The sequence below is a fragment of the Caballeronia fortuita genome, from assembly GCF_001544835.2.
Classification (GTDB): Bacteria; Pseudomonadota; Gammaproteobacteria; order Burkholderiales; family Burkholderiaceae; genus Caballeronia; species Caballeronia fortuita.
Map to the genome: position 1 here is coordinate 36,524 of NZ_FCNX02000007.1, position 18,438 is coordinate 54,961.

At 65.1% G+C, this 18,438-nt stretch carries 16 protein-coding genes; 7 read left to right on the forward strand and 9 right to left on the reverse strand.

All coding sequences use genetic code 11. The features are described 5' to 3' along the window. Positions 1–6: 6 nt before the first annotated feature. Both AWB77_RS14685 and AWB77_RS14690 read right to left on the reverse strand, forming a co-directional pair. Positions 7–996 (reverse strand): cation diffusion facilitator family transporter, encoded by a 990-nt coding sequence (locus tag AWB77_RS14685; RefSeq protein ID WP_061135186.1) that lies wholly within the window; start codon positions 994–996, stop codon positions 7–9. Positions 997–1,021: 25 nt separating this feature from the next. Continuing rightward, positions 1,022–1,381, reverse strand: a complete 360-nt coding sequence (locus AWB77_RS14690; protein ID WP_061135187.1) for an ArsR/SmtB family transcription factor — start codon at positions 1,379–1,381, stop codon at positions 1,022–1,024. A gap of 125 nt (positions 1,382–1,506) precedes the next feature. Between AWB77_RS14690 and AWB77_RS14695 the strand changes: the two genes are divergently transcribed. After that, complete coding sequence (locus AWB77_RS14695; protein ID WP_061135188.1) at positions 1,507–3,366, forward strand: tetratricopeptide repeat protein; 1,860 nt, start codon at positions 1,507–1,509, stop codon at positions 3,364–3,366. Between the two features lie 47 nt (positions 3,367–3,413). Here the strand turns inward: AWB77_RS14695 and AWB77_RS14700 are convergent, their stop codons facing one another. Then, positions 3,414–4,709 (reverse strand): MFS transporter, encoded by a 1,296-nt coding sequence (locus AWB77_RS14700; RefSeq protein WP_061135189.1) that lies wholly within the window; start codon positions 4,707–4,709, stop codon positions 3,414–3,416. A gap of 171 nt (positions 4,710–4,880) precedes the next feature. On the opposite strand from AWB77_RS14700, the gene AWB77_RS14705 reads away from it, so the two are divergent. From AWB77_RS14705 to AWB77_RS14715, 3 genes are all read left to right on the forward strand, one after another. Beyond that, on the forward strand, positions 4,881–5,420 hold the full coding sequence (locus AWB77_RS14705; protein WP_061135190.1) for a GNAT family N-acetyltransferase: 540 nt from the start codon (positions 4,881–4,883) through the stop codon (positions 5,418–5,420). Positions 5,421–5,604: 184 nt separating this feature from the next. Further along, positions 5,605–6,702, forward strand: coding sequence for a hypothetical protein (locus AWB77_RS14710; protein WP_157694814.1), 1,098 nt, complete (start codon positions 5,605–5,607; stop codon positions 6,700–6,702). 54 nt (positions 6,703–6,756) lie between these two features. Beyond that, positions 6,757–7,509, forward strand: coding sequence for a DUF2968 domain-containing protein (locus tag AWB77_RS14715; protein WP_061135192.1), 753 nt, complete (start codon positions 6,757–6,759; stop codon positions 7,507–7,509). 78 nt (positions 7,510–7,587) lie between these two features. On the opposite strand, the gene AWB77_RS14720 is transcribed toward AWB77_RS14715, so the two are convergent. From AWB77_RS14720 to AWB77_RS14740, 5 genes are all read right to left on the reverse strand, one after another. Next, on the reverse strand, positions 7,588–9,000 hold the full coding sequence (locus AWB77_RS14720) for a gamma-glutamyl-gamma-aminobutyrate hydrolase family protein (RefSeq protein ID WP_061135193.1): 1,413 nt from the start codon (positions 8,998–9,000) through the stop codon (positions 7,588–7,590). 153 nt (positions 9,001–9,153) lie between these two features. Next, positions 9,154–10,911 carry a cation:proton antiporter gene (locus AWB77_RS14725; protein WP_061135194.1) on the reverse strand — a complete coding sequence of 586 codons (1,758 nt, stop codon included), beginning with the start codon at positions 10,909–10,911 and terminating at the stop codon, positions 9,154–9,156. A 191-nt stretch (positions 10,912–11,102) separates the two neighbouring features. Beyond that, the gene (glnK, locus tag AWB77_RS14730) at positions 11,103–11,441 is read right to left on the reverse strand and encodes a P-II family nitrogen regulator (RefSeq protein ID WP_008342452.1); all 339 of its coding nucleotides are present in this window, start codon (positions 11,439–11,441) and stop codon (positions 11,103–11,105) included. A gap of 128 nt (positions 11,442–11,569) precedes the next feature. After that, positions 11,570–13,624, reverse strand: a complete 2,055-nt coding sequence (locus tag AWB77_RS14735; RefSeq protein WP_061135456.1) for an NAD(+) synthase — start codon at positions 13,622–13,624, stop codon at positions 11,570–11,572. A gap of 54 nt (positions 13,625–13,678) precedes the next feature. Further along, a complete protein-coding gene (locus AWB77_RS14740; RefSeq protein ID WP_061135457.1) occupies positions 13,679–14,821 on the reverse strand; it encodes a GNAT family N-acetyltransferase in 1,143 nt (380 codons plus the stop codon). Between the two features lie 164 nt (positions 14,822–14,985). Between AWB77_RS14740 and AWB77_RS14745 the strand changes: the two genes are divergently transcribed. Then, positions 14,986–15,279 carry a GIY-YIG nuclease family protein gene (locus AWB77_RS14745; protein WP_061135195.1) on the forward strand — a complete coding sequence of 98 codons (294 nt, stop codon included), beginning with the start codon at positions 14,986–14,988 and terminating at the stop codon, positions 15,277–15,279. Between the two features lie 52 nt (positions 15,280–15,331). Here AWB77_RS14745 and ppa read toward each other — a convergent pair whose 3' ends face one another. After that, a complete protein-coding gene (gene ppa, locus AWB77_RS14750) occupies positions 15,332–15,859 on the reverse strand; it encodes an inorganic diphosphatase (protein ID WP_061135196.1) in 528 nt (175 codons plus the stop codon). Positions 15,860–16,068: 209 nt separating this feature from the next. Between ppa and AWB77_RS14755 the strand changes: the two genes are divergently transcribed. Continuing rightward, on the forward strand, positions 16,069–17,508 hold the full coding sequence (locus tag AWB77_RS14755; protein WP_061135197.1) for an aldehyde dehydrogenase family protein: 1,440 nt from the start codon (positions 16,069–16,071) through the stop codon (positions 17,506–17,508). A gap of 11 nt (positions 17,509–17,519) precedes the next feature. After that, entirely contained in the window at positions 17,520–18,296 is a 777-nt protein-coding gene (locus AWB77_RS14760) for an SDR family oxidoreductase (protein ID WP_061135198.1), read from the forward strand. Positions 18,297–18,438 lie beyond the last annotated feature (142 nt).

The following is an 18,438-nucleotide window of genomic DNA, read 5'->3' on the forward strand; positions in this document are numbered from 1 at the left end:
CGCCGCTCAGTGCGCGTGCCCGCGCTCGTTCAGCACGCACGCCTGGCACGCCGCGCCGAATTCGACCTGCACGGTCGCGTGATGCATCGAGTAGTCGCGGCGCAGCGTCGTGACGACGCCCTGCACGAACGCATCGCCTGGATGGCCTTGCGGCATCACGAGATGCACGGTGAGCGCGTTCTCGGTCGTCGATAGCGCCCACACGTGCAGATCGTGGACGTCGCGCACGCCGGGAAGCTGCGTCAGATATCGCTCGATGCGCGACATGTCGACCGAAGGCGGGACGGCGGCCATCGCGAGGCGCATCGCGTCGCGCCCGAGTCCCCACGTGCCGTAGACGATCACCGACACGACGATCAGGCTCATCAGCGGATCGAGCCAGCTCGCGCCCGTGAACATGATGATGAGACCGCTCACCGCGACGGCGGCGGAGATGGCCGCATCGGCGGCCATGTGCAGGAACGCGCCGCGCACGTTGAGGTCTTCCTTGCTGCCGCGCATGAAGAGCCACGCGGAGAAGCCGTTCACGATCATGCCGAGCGTCGCGACGACGAACACGTCGAATCCCGCGACGGGCGCAGGATCGAGAAGGCGCTGGATCGCCTCGAGCACGATCGCACCGCACGCGAAGAGCAAAAGCGCGGCATTGGCGAGCGACGCGAGAATCGACGAGCTGCCGAGGCCGAAGGTATAGCGCGCGTTCGGCTTGCGCTTGCCGAGCCACACGGCGGCCCACGCGAGCAGAAGGCCGAGCACGTCGGAGAGATTGTGGCCGGCATCGGCGAGCAGCGCGGTCGAATGCGCGAGGAAGCCGTAGACGCCCTGCACGACCACGATCAGCACGTTCAGCCCGACCGCGAGCGCGAACGTGCGGCCCTGCCCTTCCTGCGGCGCGTGATGATGATGATGGCCATGTCCGCCATGCGCGTGCGCATGTCCTTCGTGATGCTCGTGGTGATCGCTGTGATCGTGTTCTTCGTGCTGATGCGTGCTCATCGGCGTACTCGTGGTTCGGTGGATTTCATTCGATATCCGCGCCGTCGACTTGCGGCTCCGCAACGTGCTCCAGCAACTCGCCCAGCATCGCGCTGATATGGCGATCCGCCGCCACGTAGAACACCTGCTTGCCCTGACGCTCGGCGCGCACGATCCGCGCCGCGCGCAGAAGCCGCAGATGATGGCTCACCAGCGACGCGGACAGCCCGAGCAGTTCCGCAATCGCCCCGACCGCGCGTTTCTGTTCGACGCACGCAAGCACGATGCGCAGGCGCGTCGGATCGCCGAGCAGACGAAACAGGTCGGCGAGCGGCACGACGCGATCGTCGGAGGTGACCGGAAAAGTAGCGGTGGATGGTTCGGATGACACGGATATCGACAACATATGAATAGGTGTTCATATGTTAAGTGCCATCGCCGCAACATGTCAATCCGGCATTCGCGGGCCGTGCGCCGCGGTGTGGGAAAATGCGGGGTTTGCTTTCTCGGGACCGAAGTTCTTCCCCCGTCATGGACACCGTATTCGCCCGCGGTTTCGCGGCCCATCGTGACGGTCGCCTGACCGACGCGGAGCGCGACTATCAGGCCGCGCTCGCCGCCGAACCTCATCACGTCGACGCATTGCATTATCTGGGCGTGCTGCGCCATCAACAGGGTCAGCACGCGGAAGCGGCCGACCTCGTGCGCCGCGCCGTCGATCTGCGCCCGACCGATGCCGGCCTGCAGCTCAATCTCGGCAACGCGCTGAAGGCGCTCGGCCGTCTCGACGACGCGATCGAGCGCTTTCGCAACGCGCTCACGCTCGCGCCGGGTTTTCCGCTCGCGCAGTACAACCTCGGCAACGCCTACACGGCGGCGGGCCGACACGAAGATGCTGCCGATGCCTTCGAAAAGGCGCTGCGTCTGCAGCCAGACGATCCGGCCGCGTGGAACAACTTCGGCAATTCGCTCTCCGCGCTGCGCCGCTTCAAGGACGCCGCTCAAGCGTTCAAGCGCGCGCTCGCGCTGCGTCCGCGCCACGCCGGCGCGCACAACAATCTCGGCATGGCGCTGAACGCGCTCGGCGACACGCTCGGCGCGATCTCGCATTTCCGCGCCGCGCTCGATGCCGAGCCGAACTACGCCGCCGCGCACTTCAATCTCGGTAATCTGCTTGATACAAACGGCCATCCCGAAGACGCACTGCCCGTGCTGAAAAAGGCCGTCGCGTTGCAGCCGCGTTTCGCGCCAGGCTATTTCGGCCTCGGTCACGCGCTGGCGAAGCTCGGCCGTCACGAAAACGCCGTGTCGCACTTCGAACGCGCGGTCGGGCTCGATCCGAAATACGGCGTCGCGTGGCTTTGCCTCGGCAACGCGCATCTCGCGCTCGGCGCGCATCGTGCGGCGCTGCGTGCATTCGACGAAGCCTTGCGCATCGATCCGTCGATGCCCGCGGCGCATCTGAATCGCGCGCTCGCATTGCTCACGACCGGCGATTACGCGCGCGGTCTCGCGGCGTACGAATGGCGTCTGCAGACGCCCGGCAGCGAACCGCCTCCGCGTCTGCCCCGCTGGAACGGCGAGCCGATGCCGAACGGCACGCTGCTCGTGCGCGCCGAGCAGGGGTTCGGCGACACCTTGCAGTTCGCGCGTTTCGTGCCGTTCGCGGCGAAACGCGTCGGCAAACTCGTGCTCGACGTCCAGCCCGCGCTCGTGCCGCTGCTCGAACCGGCGGCGCGCGCCGCGCGCGTCGAGTTGAGAAGCAAGTCGGACGGCACGCCGGTGCAGGCGGACGCGTTCTGCCCGCTGCTCAGCCTGCCGCTCGCGCTCGGCATGACGTCGCTCGATGCGATTCCGGTGCGCGCGCCGTATCTCGTCGTGCCCGCCGGGTACCGGCGCAAGTGGCGCGGCTCGATCGGCGGCCAGGCGCGGTGCAAGATCGGCATTGCGTGGTCGGGACGGATGCAGCCCGGCGAGACGCGCTCGGTGCCCGTCGACGAACTTGCGCCGCTGTTCGCGCTGGAAGGCATCGACTGGATCGTGCTTCAGCCGTTTCTCACCGACCGTGAGCGCGACGTGCTGCGCGCGCATCCGAACGCGAAGTCGATACATCTGCTCGAGAGTCGCCTCGAAAACTTCGCGGATACGGGCGCGATCGTCGACCGGATGGACGCCGTCGTATCGGTCGATACCTCCGTCGCGCATCTGGCCGGCGCGCTCGGCAAGCCGCTTCAGGTGTTGCTGCCCTTCGCCGCCGACTGGCGCTGGGGCGCGGATTCCGCCGAAAGCGCGTGGTATCCGGGCGCGCGGCTCCTGCGCCAGCGCGCGCCGGGCCGATGGCGCGAGGTCATCGAAGACGCGGCCGCCGCGCTCGTTTCGCTCCCCGCATGAAAAAATCCCCTGCAAGACAGGGGATTTTTTTTGGCCGCGCTGCTATGTCAGGCCGTCTTGTACTGATTGCGCGCTTCCGGCGAGCGATACAGCACGAGCGTCGCGATCAGGCCGCAGATCGCGGCAAGCCCCATCCACAGGCCGGGCGCCGCCTTGTTGCCGGTCACGTGAATCAGATAGGTCGAGATCGCGGGCGTGAAACCGCCGATGGTCGTCGCGAGGCTATAGGCCATCGAGAAGCCGGTCGTGCGCACATCGACGGGCATGACTTCGGTCAGCGCGACCACCATCGCGCCGTTGTAGCTGCCGTACAGGAACGACAGCCACAGCTCGCACATGAGCAGGCGCACGAACGACGGCTCCGCGACGAGCCACTGCACCACCGGATACGACGTCAGAATGGTGAGAATCGTGAACACGAGCAGCACCGGACGGCGCCCGACGCGATCCGACACTGCGCCCATCAGCGGCAACCACACCAGATTCGAGATGCCGACGCACACGGTCACGACGAGCGCGTCGATCGCGGAGAGCTTCAGCACTTCCTTGCCGAAGGTCGGCGTGTACGCGGTGATCATGTAGAACGAGACCGTCGTCATGATGACCATGCCCATGCCGGCCAGCACGACGCCCCAGTTCTGCGCGATCGAGCGCGCGATCTCGCCCATGCCCGGCCGATGCTTTCTTGCGAGAAACTCATCGGTCTCACGCAGCGACCGGCGGATGATGAAAAGGAACGGCACGATCAGGCAACCGATCAGGAACGGCACACGCCAGCCCCACGCGGTCATCTGCTCGGGCGGCAGAAGGCGATTCATGATGACGCCGATCAGCGCAGCGAACACGACCGCGACCTGCTGGCTGCCCGACTGCCACGCGCAATAAAAGCCCTTGTTGCCTTTGGTCGCGATTTCAGACAGATATACCGAGACGCCGCCCAGCTCCACGCCGGCCGAGAAGCCTTGCAGCAGCCGCCCGCCCAGCACGATGATCGGCGCAAGCGCACCGATAGTCGCGTAGCCTGGCACGAGCGCGACGCACGCGGTGCCGACCGCCATCAGCGCCAGCGTGAGGATCAGGCCCTTGCGCCGCCCATGATGGTCGATGTACGCGCCGAGCACGATCGCGCCGACCGGCCGCATCAGAAAGCCCGCGCCGAAGACGGACAGCGCGAGCATCAGCGACGCGAACTCGTTGCCGCTCGGGAAATAGGTCTTGGCAATGGCCGAGGCGTAATAGCCGTAGACCATGAAGTCGTACATTTCCAGGAAGTTTCCGCTGACGACGCGGAACACGGTCTTGAACTTTGATTCGTTGGGGAGCGCTACGTGGGCTGTGGACATGACTTTCTCAAAGGAGCGATGGGCGCACTTGCGTTCTACGCGCAGCATTGATGCGTGCCCTCAATCTTAACGCCGCATCCTGCAACACTGCACGGAACTTCGTTCAATATCGTTTAAAGTACCTTTAGTTTCCATTACACGCGCCTATCTTTTAGCCGACGGTCATCGAACATGAACTCGAAAATCGCGCTGCGCGCAGCAACACCAGACGACACGGCGCTCATCGCGTCGATGCACGCGCAAAGTTGGGCGTCGGCGTATCGCGGCATCCTGCCAAACGCTTATCTCAATGACGATCTGAACGCCGAACGCGCCGCGCACTGGGCCGAGCGCATGAAGGATGTCGCGAGCGGCGCGGCGAGCGTTTTCATCGCGGAACATGCGGGGCAGCCGGTCGGATTCATGTGTCTCGTCGAGCCGGACGAAGCGGGCAGCGTGCTCGTCGACAATCTGCACGCGCTGCCTGGCCATCGCGGCCTCGGCACCGGCACCGTCATGCTCGACGAGGCGGCGCGCTGGGCCCGCGCGCGCGGTGCACGGCAACTGCATCTTTTCGTCCTCGAACAGAACACGGCGGCGATCGGCTTCTACGAATCGCGCGGATGGCGACGCGCCGCACGCGAAGCGGACCACATGGCGGGCATCGATCTCTTCTCTCTGCGTTACCTCTACCCACTCGACCAAACACAAAAAGACCAACTCGGTCAATAAGCATTCCTGTCAAAAATCGACAATAGGAATCTTCTGGTCGCGGGGCGCGTAACCGTTTCGTATGATCGCGGGTCGAAATTTCGGCCAATATCGCGCCGAACCCGCGGCGCAGTCTTCGAGCGCCACGATGGTCCGGGCGGGCCATCTCGTTGCCCGTGCCCGGGCTCATGCAAGTGGAATCTTCATGTCCGAACCCCTGATCGTAGTGGAAGGCAATCTGCGTCTGCCGACGCTGCGCGCGCTGCCGGATCCGTCCTTGAATTACGGTTTCCGGTGGTCGCCCGCTCGCTCGCGGCCCGTTCAGTCGCCATCCGAATTCGCGCTGCTCGCGGCACGCTTCGCTACGGCCTATGTGCCGGCGCTTGGCCTGTCCGACCTCGACTCGCCCTATCGCGCGGCGAGCCTGTGGGCGGTGTTCGCCAAGGAAGAGATTCCGCGCGCGATGCTGCGCATCGATGACGCGCACGCTTCGGATGACGCGGACGAGGCGCGCGCCGAACCCATCCCTCTGTCGGTCGCCGAGCCCGCTGGCGCGCGCACGCTGCGCTTCAGCAAGCCGGTCGCCACCGCCGTTGCGGCAGCGTGCGGCATGCTCATCGTGTGGCTATTACTGGGACGCGAATCCGCCTCACAGCATGAAACGCGCGTTGCACCGGCAGGGCAAGCCGCGATGCCGATGCAGCCGTCCGAACCCCCGCCGGCGACGACCACGACGACCGCGCTCACGCCTGGCGACGCGCCCGCGCCGGATCGATCCGCGAGCGTCGAGCCGCTGCTGCCGGCGCCGACGACGCCGCCAACCGACGCGATGGAGATCGCAACCGCCAACGACGCCGCGGCGAAGGGAATCGAGGCCGTGCGTGCCGCGCCGGTTGTGCAAGCCGCAGTGATGCCGGTTGAATCGGCCGAGTCGGCCAAACCGGCTGAACCGGCCAAACTGGCGAAGTCGGCTGCGTCGGCCAAGTCGGCGAAGCGTTCCATCGCGGTTGCCGCGGATAGAAGGCACAACGGTCACATCGAAGCCGTGGCACAGCCGCACGCGAAGCCAGTTCTTCAGCGCGCTCGCCCGGCGAACGAGCGCGTCGCGATTCGTGAGCATCGCGAGAAACGCGAGATCGGGAGTCGCAGGAACGCAACACCGATCGATCGCGCCGCAAGCCGGCTGACGAGTCCGCTTCCGTCGATGGACCCGACGACGCTCTATTCCATGCTCCAGCATTCACCGACGCTCGACAGCAACGCGGCCTCGTCCGGCCGTGGCGCTACGAAAAGCGCGCGCTAACTCCGCGTGACGCACACCGCCAGCCCGATCAACCATTCCGGCCACGACGCCAACATGAAGCAACTACGTTATCTCCGTTACGCGACGCTCTCACTCGCCCTGTCCTTCTGCGGCTTCGTCGGCCCTCTTGCGCCGATGAAGAGCGCGTTCGCCGCGCCCGCGCCCGCGACGGCGAAGGCCGCGGCCCAGCCCGCGCCGGCGCAAGCCGCGCAAGCCGCACAACCGGCGCAATCCGCGCCCGAAGACCTGTCCGACCTGAACGCCGATTCGAACGCGCCGCGCGTCGAAGGCAACATCGCCGAATTGCAGAATCTCGTGCAGGCGGGAAGCCTCACGGAACTGCGCGCGACGCGCAACGGCAGCTACGGCGCGCGGCTCTTCTTCCTCGCGCAGGAAATGTGCTACTACGTCGCGCTGTCGCAGGATGCGCGCTGGTGGCGCGTCGTGAAGACGCAGGATGCGGCCCGCGCCGAATCGATCTATTCGCAGTTCTCGCGAAAGAGTTTCGAACTCGCCGATGGCGAAATTCGCCGCACGCAATTGCAGGCGCAAAAGGCGCTGCTGGAACGCGTGATCGCGAAATCGGCGGATCGGGCGAACCGCCTCACCGCCGATCTCGAACTCGCGCAGCAGCAGGATTCGCAGGTCACGCAACGTCAGCAGCAGTTGCAGGCAGAATCGGCAGTGCTGCAAACGGACAAGCTCGAAGCAGAACGCAAGCTGCGCGCGTTGCAGTTGCAGGTGGAACAGCTTCAGAAGCAGACGGAAGCCGGGCTCGCGCCGATAAGCGCAACGCCATCGCGCTAAGCCGATACGAAGAAGGCCCGCTCGAATCGAGCGGGCCTTCTTGTTTTACGACGCCTATGACGCGCTAAAACGCTTCGGTCAGAAGCGCGTCTCGCGCGCGACGCGCAGGAAGGTATCGAGCAGCGGCGTGCAATCGAGCAACTCCGCGCCGCCCGCGCGATGAAACTCCGGATGCCACTGCACGCCCACGACGAACGGCGCCTTGCGGTAACGCACCGCCTCGATGATCCCGTCCGACGCCGACACCGCCTCGATGTTCAGATCGCGCCCGATCGTCTTCACCGCCTGATGGTGGATCGAGTTGACGATCGCCTCGCGCTGATTCGGGAACATGTTGATGAGCGTGGAGCCGTCGGGGAAACGGATCGAGTGGCGATGCTGGTCGTATTGCTCGTTGACGTGGATGCCCGCCGTGGGAACGTCAGTGGCGATGTCGCCGTAGAGCGTGCCGCCGAACGCCACGTTGATGAGCTGACAGCCGCGGCACACGCCGAGCACAGGCTTGCCCGATTCGACGAACTCGTGCAGCAGCTCGAGCTCGTACATGTCGCGCACGCGGTCGCCAGGCCATTCCGGACGCGTCGTGGCTTCCTCGTAGGACTGCGGCGAGACATCCGCGCCGCCTTGCAGCAGAAGCCCGTCGAGATGCTTCGCGTAATCGCGCAGACGGATGTTGCTCGTGTGCAGCATGCCCTGATTGCCAACCGTCGGAATCATGAACACGAGCACGTCGCGCGACATCACCCAATGCGCGATCGATTCCTCCAGGTATTGCAGCGTCTTGCCGCGCAAGCCCTTCGCGCCCGGCTCCGGATGAAAGATCCGCGCCGATACGCCGATGCGCAACGTGCGCTGCGTCATCCGCTGTCCCGCGCGATCGAAAATCTGCCGCGCGCGCGCCGCGATCACGCGGCCGAACACGGACCAGGCCGAATCGGATTGCCTGAGATACGCGGGCTGCGCCTGCGCGCTCGCCTGCTCGGTCGATGGCAGCGGCGGCGGATTGAGCTTGCCGAAATCGGGCGCTTCGGTGAATTCGGGCGGCAGGACGGTGGCGCGGCCCGTCGGGGAATCGGACGAGGCGGATTGCGCGTTGGCCGTGCTGGCGGCTTCGGCGTCCGTCGCGGCTTCGAAATTCTCCGCGAGACTTGGCCTGGGCTTCGCAGGCGTCGATGCGCGCTGCTGTCCACGCACCGACGCTTCCTGAGCGGCCGTGGCGCTCGCCGCCGATGCGCGCGCTTCGCGGGCGTCTTCCAGCGCGTCGTCGCGCCGCGCCTGGGCAACGTCCACCGGTTCGACGTTCGATGCGCTCGAAGGCGCATCCGTCGATGCCCGCTCCGTCGCGCTCGCTTTCGGCCCGGGCGCGGAGGCCGCTGCCGCCGCTTCGGGCGGCGCCGTGGGATTCGCGCTGCGTGGCGCAGCCTGGGAATCGGCGCCGCTTCGGCGCGCGTCGGTGCTGCTTGCGTCGTTGGACGTTTTGTTATCGCTCATTCCTGATTCAGGCGCTCGAACGCCATAGGGAGGATGGACACATGCCGATTATCCGCCTCGGAACAGCACGCCGCAAACCAGCACACATTTGCTCACATAATCGCGGGAACCCGGTGCGCTTCGGCGCCGGAACTAGCTCTGTGAAGAGAGCCGTCAATGATCGCGCGGCTCTTCGAAAGTCTCGCGCAACGCGATCTGCATCGTCGCGTGGATTTTCACGCACCAGCGCCACAGCACCGTCAGCAGGAGCGCGACGCACACGAGCACGCCGACCATCAACCCGAACGGCGGCAGGATGCCGCCCGAGAGCGCCGCGACGAGCAGAAAGACGCCGAACATCGCGACGATCGGAATGAGCCCGGAAATGGCCGAGCGGATCGCGCTGGTGAAGCGCCCCGCCTTGGCGGGCTGCACGCTCACTTCCGCGAGCAGGAGCGCGAGCGATTCGAGCTTGCGATACACCGCGACCAGAAACGGCAGCGCGATCACGAGTGCCGCGCTCCACAGCACGACGCGCCGCGCGTTGTCGGTGTCGAGCCAGCGCGCGAGATAGCCCGACGCGAACGGCGCCGCATACGAAGCGCACAGGAAAATTGCCGCGACGAGCGCGAGATTCACCGCGATCTGCACGACGATGCGCCGCGTCATCGAGAAGAGCGTCGGGCCGCCGGACGCCGGCGTGAGGCTCGCGAGCCACTGCGAATACAGGCCGAACGTGTGCGCGAGCGGCGCGGGCATCGCGCGGGAGAGGCGCATGGTGAGCGGATCGGCGGCGCGAATCAGATACGGCGTGAAGAGCGTCGTCAGCGCGGACACGGCCACCGCGATCGGATACAGGAAGCTGCTCGTGACTTTCAACGACAACCCGAGCGACGCGATGATGAACGAGAACTCGCCGATCTGCGAGACGCTCATGCCGACGCGCATCGACGTGCGTCCGTCCTTGCCCGCGAGAAACGCGCCGAGCCCGCACGACACGATCTTGCCGAGCACGACCGCGATCGTGATGACGGCGATCGGCCATGCATAGTCGACGAGCACCGTCGGATTCAACAGCAGGCCGATGGTCACGAAGAAGATCGCCGAGAACATGTCGCGCACCGGCGCGATCAGATGCTCGATGCGCGCGAGATGCCGCGACTCCGCCATGATCGCGCCGATGAGAAACGCGCCGAGCGCGATCGAATAGTCGAGCTTCACGACGAGCAGGCAGAAGCCGAAGCAGAAGCCGAGCACGGTGACGAGCAGCATCTCGTCGCTCTTCGCCTTCGCGACGTAATTGAGCGCGCGCGGCACCGTCAGAATGCCGACGACCAGCGATACCGTCATGAAGAGCAAAAGCTTGCCGAGCGTCACGACTGCAACGCCCGCGCTCACCGAGCCCGTCTGCGCGATGCCCGAAAGCAGCACGAGCATCGCGATGGCGAGTATGTCCTCGACGATGAGAATGCCGAACACGATCTGCGCGAAGTGCTCGCCTTTCATGCCGAGTTCGGACAGCGCCTTCACGATGATGGTCGTCGACGAAATAGCGAGCATCGCGCCGAGAAACAGCGAGTCCATCGAACTCCAGCCGAACCATCGGCCGATCTCGTAGCCGACCCAGATCATCAGCACGATCTCCGAGAGCGCGGCGACGAACGCCGTCGCGCCGACCTTGAAGAGCTTGCGCAGACTGAATTCGAGCCCGAGCGAAAACATCAGAAAGACGACGCCGAGTTCGCCGAGCGTCTGGATCGTCGCTTCGTCGTGGATGAGGTTGAACGGCGGCGTGTATGGCCCGATGATCACTCCCGCGGCGATATAGCCCAGGACGACCGGCTGCCGCAGACGGTGAAACAGCACCGTTACGACGCCCGCGATGGCCATGATCACCGCGAGATCCTGAATGAAGCCGATCGCGTGATGCATCAAACGATTCCTTACAAAGATGTAACCGGAATTCGATGTTACCGCACGCACGCGTCAATCCTGCCCTCAGGCAAGAAATAGAACGGAGAAAAAATCAGGAACGACGGCGCGCATCGCGCTGGTGCATGCGCGCGTCAAGAAAAATGCCCGCACGAACGGCGGGCTTCGGACAGCGATGAAGACGGCGGCGCTCAAACCGCCGCTTCGTTTTCCTCGCCGGTGCGGATGCGGATCACGCGCTCGACATCGGCGACGAAGATCTTGCCGTCGCCGATCTTGCCGGTGCGCGCCGCGCCGATGATTGCATCGATGACCTGATCGGTTTGATCGTTCGCGACGACGACTTCGATCTTCACCTTCGGCAGGAAATCGACGACATACTCTGCACCACGATAGAGCTCGGTATGTCCCTTCTGGCGGCCGAAGCCCTTCACTTCCGTGACCGTCAGGCCCGTGAGGCCCACTTCGGCTAGCGCCTCGCGAACTTCGTCGAGCTTGAACGGTTTGATGATGGCGGTGATGCGTTTCATGGCGTGCCTCGCGTAAGGATCGATTCAAGGGGTTCGAAAAAGGTCGTGTCCCGCGCGGGACAGATGTCTTCGATTCTAGCCGCGTTTCATCGAGCAGGCGGTCCGTAAATGCGCGCGTGCGCCGGATATCACTCTTTCGCCGGCACGCGTTCGAGGTCCGCGAGCCACACCGTCGCCTGGCCGTCGCTCGGCGCGCGCCAGTCGCCGCGCGGCGAAAGCGAACCGCCCGAGCCGACCTTCGGCGCATTCGGAATGCACGAGCGCTTGAACTGGCTCGTGCGGAAAAAGCGGTCTAGAAAGATGCGCAGATTCTTGCGGATCTCACCGATGTCGTATTGATTGCGCGGGACGTTCGGACCTTCCGGCCACGCGCCCGCATCGCGATCGCGCCACGCGTGCAGCGCGAGGAACGCGACCTTCGTCGGCGCGAAGCCGAAGCGCAGCGTGTAATACAGATTGAAGTCCTGCAACTCGTACGGCCCGATGACGCTCTCCGTCTTCTGCTCGACGACGCCGCTCGTCTTGCCGGGAATGAGCTCCGGGCTGATGTCGGTGGAGAGGATGTTTTCGAGCACATCGCTGCCATTGCCGCCGATCTGCCCCGACTCCGCGACCCAGCGCACCAGATGCGTGATCAGCGTCTTCGGCACGCTCGCGTTGACGTTGTAGTGCGACATGTGATCGCCCACGCCGTAGGTGCACCAGCCGAGTGCGAGCTCGCTTAGATCGCCCGTGCCGATGACGATCGCGTTGTTGAAGTTGGCGAGCCGGAAGAGATGACTCGTGCGCTCGCCGGCCTGCACGTTCTCGTACGTGATGTCGTATTGCTCGGCGCCCGTGCTGTGCGGATGACCGATGTCCGCGAGCATCTGCGCGCAACTCGGACGAATGTCGATTTCGCTCGCCGTGCAGCCGACGACTTCCATCAGTTCGCGCGCCTGCTTGAGCGTGCGGTCACTGGTTGCGAAACCGGGCATCGTATAGGCGAGGATGTTCGAGCGCGGCAGCCCGAGCCGGTCCATCGCTTTCGCGCACACGAGCAGTGCATGCGTCGAATCGAGTCCGCCCGATATGCCGATGACCACCTTCGACATTCCCGACGATTGCAGCCGTTGCAGCAACGCCTGCACCTGAATGTTGTAGACCTCGTTGCAGCGTTCGTCGCGGCGCGCGGCATCGGCGGGCACGTACGGAAAGCGCGCGACGCGGCGTTCGAGCGGCAGCTTGCCGTCGACGGGAATCGGCAGCGGAAACTCGATTACGTCGAATTGTGCGACTTCCTCCGCATGCCGATGCGTCGAGCGGCCGAACGTGGTTTGCCGCATGCGCTCGCGCGAGAGCCGTTCGAGATCGACATCGGCGAAGATGAGATGCGAGCGGTCCGAGAAACGCTCGGATTCCGCGAGCAGCTCGCCGTTCTCGTAGATGAGACCTTGCCCGTCCCACGCGAGATCGGTCGACGATTCGCCGTTGCCCGCCGACGTGTACAGATAGGCCGCGACACAACGCGCCGACTGCTGCCCGACGAGCTGATGCCGATACGCCGACTTCCCCACGACGATATTCGACGCCGACAGATTCACGAGCACGGTCGCGCCCGCGAGCGCCGCGAACGACGAAGGCGGAATCGGCACCCAGACGTCCTCGCAGATCTCGAGGTGGAACCGCAAGAGCGGAAGATTCCTGATCTGGAACAGCAGCGACGCGCCGAACGGCACGTCCTGACCGCATAGCGTGACGGTGTTCGTGGCGGCGGCATCGGCGGGGCTGAACTGACGCGCTTCGTAGAACTCGCCATAGTTCGGCAGATAACTCTTCGGCACGACACCGCGAATGAAGCCGCCCGCGACGACGATCGCGCAATTGAAGAGCTTGTGCTCGGCGCGAACCGGCGCGCCGACGATCATCGCGATATCGAGCGTCTTCGATGCGTCGACAATGCTTTGCAGCGCGTCTTCGCAGGCATCGAGCAAAGCGCGCTGATGAAAAAGGTCGTCGCAGGTATAGGCGGAGATGCCGAGCTCGGGAAACGCGACGAGCACCGCGCCGCGCGCGGCGGCCTCGTTCGCGAGTGCGATCGTCTGCGCCGCGTTGAACGCGGGATCGGCGACCTTGCAGGACGGAACACCGACCGCGACGCGCGCGAAGTCGTGGCTATACAGGTTGAAGAAGTTTCTGCTCATGGTCGACATGGATGTGCGCGCGTTGCGGCGAAGAGTCTGATCGATTATCGCATCTCAGGTTTTCTTCCTGAACGGCGTGTGCGCTTCGAGTTTCTCGATATGCTGATCCATCGCCTGCGTTTCGGCGTCGAGAAACTCGGCGATCGCGTGCGCGAAACGCCGATCGGCGATCCAGTGCGCGGACCACGTCGGTGTCGGCAACAGTCCGCGCGACATCTTGTGCACGCCCTGCGCGCCGCCTTCGAAGCGCGCGAGCTTGTGCTCGATGCAATACGCGATGCCCTGCATGTAGCACGTCTCGAAGTGCAGGCCCGAGATGAATTCGCGCGTGCCCCAGTAGCGGCCGTACATCGTGTCGCCGCCGATCATGTTGAGCGCGCACGCGAGCCGCGCGCCGTCCGCTTCGGCGATGACGAGCAGCATCGACTCGGGCGCATCGGCGTGAATCCGGCCGAAGAACTCGCGCGAGAGATACGGCGCGTTCCAATGCTCGCGGTACGTGTTGTCGTAGCAGTCGTAGAAGAAGTCGAGCGCGGCTTCGTCGATCTGCGCGCCGCGCAGCCACGTGTACGAGACGCCCGCGTCCGCCACGCGCCGGCGGTCCTGCTTCACCTTCTTGCGCTTGTCGTGGCTCATCGTCGCGAGGAAGGCGTCGAAGCTTTCGTAGCCATCGCCGGGCAGGTTCTCCCAGTGGAACTGCACGCCTTCGCGCAGCATGTAGCCCGCGTCGGTGAGCGCCTCGACATCCTGTGCGTGCGGAAACAGCACATGCAGCGACGACAATTCGAGCCGCCGCGTCAGTTCGATCGCGCCGCGCGCGAGCAGCACGCGATCCTCGTGATGCGCGGCGATGAGGCGCGGGCCGGTGACCGGCGAGAACGGCACGGCCGACAACGCCTTCGGGTAGTAACGCAGACCGTGACGCTCGAAGGCATCGGCCCAGGCGTGATCGAACACGTACTCGCCGCGCGAATGCGACTTGAGATAGAGCGGCATCGCGCCGGCGAACTCGCCGCCGCGCGTCAGAATCAGATGATGCGCGCGCCAGCCAGTGCGTTTCACCGCGCATTCCGTCTCTTGCAGCGCCGCGAGAAACGCGTGCCGCACGAACGGGTTATCGCCGGCGAGCCGGTTCCAGTCGTCGGCGGCGATGTCGGCGAGCGCATCGACCACATGAATTTCGACCTCGCGATTCAACAGGCTACCTCGCTGTGAGAAATCGACGAGCGCGCCCGATACCACGCAATACGCGCCCGAAAGCGGCTATTCTCGCGCAACTCGCAGCCGCACGCCGAAGCGGACAAAACGTCCGGCGCGGCGCTTTCGGCGATAATGCGCGGCAAATCTTCCATCGTTCTCTCATGCCCTGGTTTCTGTACCTGATCGAATGCGCCGACGGCAGCCTGTACACGGGCATCGCGACGGACGTCGAGGCGCGCTTCACCGCCCACGCGAGCGGCAAGGGCGCGCGTTATACGCGGGCGAAGAAACCGTTGCGCGTGCTGGCGTCGTTCGAATTGGCGGGGAGATCGGAGGCGTTGCGCGCTGAGTATCGCGTGAAGCAATTGACCGCGCAGCAAAAGCGCGCGTTGATTGCGGGCGAGCGGACATTGGAATCGCTGTTGCCCCAGACGGCAGCGAGCGAGGAAGAATGAAAAACGCCGCCGCGCGGGTTGCGTGCGGCGGCGTTTCGTCGGAGAAAGGCGCTTACTTCTTGAAGTTAGCGATACCTTCCGAAATTTCCTTGTGGGCGGCGTCGATGCCGGCCCAACCCTCGACCTTCACCCACTTGCCCTTTTCGAGCGCCTTGTAGTTCTCGAAGAAGTGCTTGATCTGGTCTTTCAGAAATTCGGGCACGTCGTCGATCGACTTGATGTTCGCCGTCATCGGGCAAACCTTGTCGTGCGGCACGGCGAGCAGCTTCGCGTCGACGCCCGATTCATCGGTCATCTGCAACATGCCGAGCGCGCGCGAACGCACGACCGAGCCGGCCAGCAGCGGAAACGGCGTGATGACGAGCACGTCGACCGGGTCGCCGTCGCCGGAGAGCGTCTGCGGGATGAAGCCGTAGTTGACCGGATAGCGCATGCCGGTGCCGACGAAGCGGTCGACGACGAGCAGGCCCATGTCCTTGTCCGCTTCGTATTTGACCGGATCGCTCTGCGCGGGAATCTCGATGATGACGTTGAAATCCTGCGGGAGGTCTTTGCCGGGAGGTACGTTGTTGAAGCTCATGAGCACTCTCTGGAGAAGTTGAGGTCGGAGATGGAAGCGCACGGGCGGACGGTGTTGCGCGGCCCGTCGCGTGTGTCGGCGCGTGAATACGTCATTATAGCCAAACGCCTTCTCACGGCCGGCGGCAGGCGCGTGCCGGTGGATGGCGCGATAATCGAAACACGCAGCGATTCGACTTGCAGACAGAAAACCGATTCAAGGAGACATGCATGGAAGACGCGAAACATTTCATCGATAACCGCTGGGTTGCGGCATCGGGCAACGAGACGATTCCCGTCGTCGATCCGTCCGACGGCCAGATCTTTGCGGAGATTGCGCGCGGCACCGCCGCCGATATCGACCGCGCCGTCGCCGCCGCGCGCGCCGCCTTCGATGGCGCCTGGGGCGCGACGAGCGCCGCCGAGCGCGGGCGCATCCTGGCGCGACTGTCGATGCTGATCGCCGCGTGCCACGAGGACATCGCGCAGGTCGAGGCGCGCGACACCGGCAAGCCGCTCAAGCAGGCACGCGCCGACGTCACCGGCATCGCGCGCTATTTCGAGTTCTACGCGGGCGCCGCCGACAAGCTCCACGGCGAAACCCTGCCCTATCAGCACGGCTACACCGTGCTCACGATCCGCGAGCCGCACGGCGTCACCGGCCATATCGTGCCGTGGAATTATCCGCTGCAGATCTTCGGGCGCAGCGTGGCCGCCGCGCTCGCCGCCGGCAACGCGTGCGTGGTGAAGCCGGCGGAGGACGCGTGCCTGTCGCTGTTGCGCATCGCGGAACTGGCGGCGGAAGCCGGTTTGCCCGATGGCGCGCTCAACATCGTCACCGGTTACGGGCACGAAGCGGGCGCGGCGCTCGCGCGGCATCCGGGCATCGATCACATTTCGTTCACCGGCTCGCCCGCGACGGGCGCCGCCGTCACGAAAATGGCCGCCGACAATCACGTTCCCGTCACGCTGGAGCTGGGCGGCAAGTCGCCGCAAATCGTGTTCGCCGATGCCGATTTCGACGCCGCCCTGCCCGTGCTCGTCGCGGCGATCGTGCAGAACGCCGGACAGACGTGCTCGGCGGGCAGCCGCGTGCTGATCGAGCGCGCGGCGTACGAGCCGCTTCTCGACCGGCTCTCGGAGGCGTTCGCGGCGCTGAAGGTCGGCCCGAGCACGCTCGATCTCGACTGCGGCCCGCTCATCAGCGCGAAGCAGCAGCAGCGCGTGTGGGACTTCTTATCCGATGCGCAGCATGACGGCATTCCGATGGCCGCGCACGGCGAAGTCGTCGGCGATGCGCCCGAAGCGGGCTTCTATCAGGCGCCCACTTTGCTGCGCGATGTCCCGCCGACGCATCGGCTTGCGCGCGAGGAAGTCTTCGGTCCGGTGCTCGCCGCCATGCCTTTCGACGACGAAGCCGACGCGCTCCGGCTCGCCAACGGCACCGACTACGGCCTCGTCGCCGGCATCTGGACACGCGACGGCGCGCGCCAGATGCGCCTCGCGCGCCGCGTGCGCTCGGGGCAGGTATTCATCAACAACTACGGCGCGGGCGGCGGCATCGAATTGCCGTTCGGCGGCGTGAAGCATTCGGGACACGGGCGCGAGAAAGGCTTCGAGGCGCTGTACGGCTTCACGACGCTCAAGACCATCGCCATCAAACACGGTTAACGGGAGACATCATGCGACTGCAAGGCAAGACGGTCATCGTGACGGGCGGCGGCTCGGGATTCGGCGAAGGCATCGCGAAGACGTTCGCGCGCGAGGGCGCGAATGTCGTCGTCAACGATTTGAACGGGCCGGCCGCGGAGCGCGTGGCGAGCGAGATCGCGCTGGCGTCGTCGGCGGAAGTGAAGCATGGCCGCGCGATCGCCGTTCAGGGCGACGTGACGAAACGCACCGACTGGCAAACGCTCTTCGATGCCGCGATTCAGGACTTCGGCAGCGTGCAGATCGTCGTCAACAACGCGGGAACGACGCACCGCAACAAGCCCGTGCTCGACGTAACCGAGGCCGAGTTCGACCGCGTCTATGCGGTGAACGTGAAGAGCATCTACTGGAGCGTCGAGCAGTTCGTGCCGTATTTTCGGGAGCAAGGCGGCGGGGCGTTCATCAATGTCGCGTCGACGGCGGGCGTGCGGCCGCGTCCGGGGCTCGTCTGGTACAACGGCAGCAAGGCGGCGGTCATCATCGCGAGCAAGGCGCTGGCGGTGGAACTGGGCGCGGATCGCATCCGTGTGAACTGCATCAATCCGGTGATGGGCGAGACCGCCCTGCTCTCGGAGTTCATGGGCATGGAAGACACGCCCGAAAACCGCCGCAAGTTTCTCGCGACGATTCCGCTCGGCCGACTTTCGACGCCGCAGGACATCGCCAACGCGGCGCTTTATCTCGCCTCCGACGATGCCGAGTTCATCACCGGCGTGGCGCTCGAAGTGGACGGCGGACGCTGCGTCTGAGCGATGCCCGCGCATCCGTGCTTTCCCTAGTAGAAACGGGCGTTTAGCGTCCCGGCAGGCGGGCTAGAATCCTTACGCGTCTGTAATCGCGCGCGGGCCCATCCGCGCGCGTGGCGCACACAAAAATATAGGAGACACGCCA

Coding starts and splice junctions, on each gene's coding strand:
- AWB77_RS14715 (WP_061135192.1), top strand. CDS start 6,757: ATGAAGCAACTACGTTATCTCCGTTACGCGACGCTCTCACTCGCCCTG.
- AWB77_RS14755 (WP_061135197.1), top strand. CDS start 16,069: ATGGAAGACGCGAAACATTTCATCGATAACCGCTGGGTTGCGGCATCG.
- AWB77_RS14710 (WP_157694814.1), top strand. CDS start 5,605: ATGTCCGAACCCCTGATCGTAGTGGAAGGCAATCTGCGTCTGCCGACG.
- AWB77_RS14720 (WP_061135193.1), bottom strand. CDS start 9,000: ATGAGCGATAACAAAACGTCCAACGACGCAAGCAGCACCGACGCGCGC.
- AWB77_RS14725 (WP_061135194.1), bottom strand. CDS start 10,911: ATGCATCACGCGATCGGCTTCATTCAGGATCTCGCGGTGATCATGGCC.
- ppa (WP_061135196.1), bottom strand. CDS start 15,859: ATGAGCTTCAACAACGTACCTCCCGGCAAAGACCTCCCGCAGGATTTC.
- AWB77_RS14700 (WP_061135189.1), bottom strand. CDS start 4,709: ATGTCCACAGCCCACGTAGCGCTCCCCAACGAATCAAAGTTCAAGACC.
- AWB77_RS14685 (WP_061135186.1), bottom strand. CDS start 996: ATGAGCACGCATCAGCACGAAGAACACGATCACAGCGATCACCACGAG.
- AWB77_RS14760 (WP_061135198.1), top strand. CDS start 17,520: ATGCGACTGCAAGGCAAGACGGTCATCGTGACGGGCGGCGGCTCGGGA.
- AWB77_RS14690 (WP_061135187.1), bottom strand. CDS start 1,381: ATGTTGTCGATATCCGTGTCATCCGAACCATCCACCGCTACTTTTCCG.
- AWB77_RS14695 (WP_061135188.1), top strand. CDS start 1,507: ATGGACACCGTATTCGCCCGCGGTTTCGCGGCCCATCGTGACGGTCGC.
- glnK (WP_008342452.1), bottom strand. CDS start 11,441: ATGAAACGCATCACCGCCATCATCAAACCGTTCAAGCTCGACGAAGTT.
- AWB77_RS14745 (WP_061135195.1), top strand. CDS start 14,986: ATGCCCTGGTTTCTGTACCTGATCGAATGCGCCGACGGCAGCCTGTAC.
- AWB77_RS14705 (WP_061135190.1), top strand. CDS start 4,881: ATGAACTCGAAAATCGCGCTGCGCGCAGCAACACCAGACGACACGGCG.
- AWB77_RS14735 (WP_061135456.1), bottom strand. CDS start 13,624: ATGAGCAGAAACTTCTTCAACCTGTATAGCCACGACTTCGCGCGCGTC.